This window comes from Meiothermus luteus (genome assembly GCF_003574085.1).
Classification (GTDB): domain Bacteria; phylum Deinococcota; class Deinococci; order Deinococcales; family Thermaceae; genus Meiothermus; species Meiothermus luteus.
In genome coordinates this window covers 1-2,229 of sequence record NZ_QWKZ01000187.1, presented here as the reverse complement: position 1 = coordinate 2,229, position 2,229 = coordinate 1, and the positions used below count along the sequence as shown (strand labels likewise).

The window sequence follows — 2,229 nt, the reverse complement described above, 5'->3', positions numbered from 1 at the left end:
CCAAGCCCCCCTGGAGGGCTCGGAAAATCGTCCAAGTCGCTAAATTAGGGGATAACCCCGCCAAAACCCCGGTGAGCCCCACCCCCACGAGCCCCAGGCCTATGGTGGTGCTCACCGGCAAGGGAATGCGGGGTACCAAAGGAGAGAGCAGCACCAGCAGGAGGAAGGGAAGCCCAATGCCTAGGTGGGCGCTGCCCACGGGGGTCCCGAAGAGCCGCTCGAGCCCTGGTAGCATGGGCACCACCGCATATAAGGCCACATAGGTAAGCGCACCCGCAGGGATAAGGGCCCAGGCCACCCTCCCAGCATACCCGTAAAAAGAAGGGCCCCACGGGGGCCCCAAGGCTCGCCAAGCCTCCGTGGGGACGGGGGTAGATTAGAAGTTGAACTTCAGGCCAGCGCGGGCTCCCAAACCAAAGTTGAGGCCGGGCTCGAGGCGGGGGTTGGCCTCCAGGAAGAGGCCCACCGGGCCTTGGGGGTTGACGTCCAGCCCCACCGCTGCCGAGCCGTAGATGGGGTCAGACAGAGCCGGCAGGTAGCGAGCGCCCACACCCAGGTAGAAGCCCAGCGGCCCACTGCCAAAGTGGCGGGTCAGGTAGGCCTCCGCCCCCAGGGCCTGCGTACCCAGGTTGTACTCCAGGCCGGCGCGCAGACCAAAACCCAAAAAGGCCTCCCGTACTCCCACCACACCGCCCACGGCGATGTTGTTGCTGTTAAAAACACCTCCCGCAGGCTGGGGAACCAGGCCCAGCGAGGCGGAAGCTCCCAGGTAGAAGTTGCGGTTTTGTGGGGCAGGAGCAGGCTGCACCGGCGGGATCGGGCGCACCTCAGGCTGCGGCGGCGGGGTGGGGGCCGGCGGCTGGGCCTGCCGGCGCAGCTCACCCACCTGGTTCTGTAGTGTGGTGACCTGGTTCTGGAGGGTGCCGACCTGGGCCTGCAGGGTGCGCACCTGCTCCTCCAGCGTGGCCACCCGCGCGGCGTCGGGACGGGTGCGGAGCTGCTCTTCCAGCTCGGCGACGCGGCGCTCTAAGGCAGCGACTTCCTGAGGCGCGGCAGGGGCCTGGGGTGCTTGGGCCAGCTGTTGGACCCGCCGCTCCAGGGCCTCAATGCGGGCCTGTAGCTCGGCCGGAGCTGCTGGAGCTGGAGCGGGCTGGCCCGGAGCTTGGGACAGTCGCTGAACCTGCTGCTCCAAAGCCGCTAGGCGCTCTTGCAGGGCCTGGGCCTGCTGGCTTACCTCAATGGCCCGCTTCACCTCGGCCTCCAAGGCTGCTAGGCGGGCCGCTTGGTCCTGCTGGGTACGCTCTAGCTCCTGGTAGCGACGGCGGAGCTCCTCCATCTCCGGGGCCACTTCCTGAGCCCCCCGCTCCACCGCCAGCCGGCATTCCGGCTGAGCATCCTGCAGCCGGTTGGTCTGGTAAAGGCGGAAGAAGATAAGCGCGGCCTGGTAGCGGGTTAGGTTCTGGTTGCCACGGAAGGTTCCGTCGGGGAAACCCTCAATCAGACCGCAGCGCACCGCAAAGGCCACCGCTTCCTGGGCCCAGTGCCCGGCCGGCACATCGCGAAACTGAGGCTGGGCCTGGGCGAACAAGCCGAAAAGGGTAGCCATCGCAAAGGCAACGAACCATCGGCTTCTTTGCATGTTTCCCTCCTTCTTGGGGATTCAACCCCGCTTCCCACGGTAGTTTGCTTAGGTGAGAGGTCAAACGAGCCTTTTCTAAAGGAGATTTATAGGCCTATCACCCATTTCACAACCATGGCCAAGGTGAAGGCCAGATAAAGCCGGTGGGCAGGCCACCTGCGTATACTAAGTTGAGAAGTGCCCCAAAGACGGGCCGATGGGAGCCTCCGTATGCGTAAAGCCGCACTTGCCCCTTGGCTCTTAGCCCTGGCGCTGGCCCAAAACGCCCAGACCTACACGGTGCAAAGGGGGGACACCCTTTACTCCATCGCCCGGCGGCACGAGACCACGGTGGAAACCCTGATGCGCCTGAACCGGCTCCAGAGCCCTACCCTGAGCGTAGGGCAGGTGCTGGTGCTGCCCTCCAGGTCTGTGCTGCACACGGTCCAGCGAGGAGAGACCCTCTATTCCATCGCCCGGCGGTATGGCTCGAGCGCAGAAGCCCTCCAAAGGGAGAACAACCTGAGCAGCACCACCATCCTCCCGGGCCAAGTACTCCGAATTCCCCAGGGGGCCCCGGAGCCAGCCCCACCCCCAGCGGGCGCTTCGGC

General features: G+C 65.7%; 2 protein-coding genes and 1 pseudogene. 1 reads left to right on the top strand and 2 read right to left on the bottom strand.

Translation table 11 applies throughout. The annotated features are described in order from the left end of the window. Window positions 1-298 (bottom strand): annotated as a pseudogene (locus Mlute_RS15050) (MFS transporter); the annotation flags it as partial. Between the two features lie 78 nt (window positions 299-376). Further along, the gene (locus tag Mlute_RS15045; RefSeq protein ID WP_119361323.1) at window positions 377-1,639 is read right to left on the bottom strand and encodes an S-layer homology domain-containing protein; all 1,263 of its coding nucleotides are present in this window, start codon (window positions 1,637-1,639) and stop codon (window positions 377-379) included. 210 nt (window positions 1,640-1,849) lie between these two features. Between Mlute_RS15045 and Mlute_RS15040 the strand changes: the two genes are divergently transcribed. Further along, on the top strand, window positions 1,850-2,229 hold a 380-nt coding region (locus Mlute_RS15040), incomplete at its 3' end, for a LysM peptidoglycan-binding domain-containing protein (protein WP_147371132.1).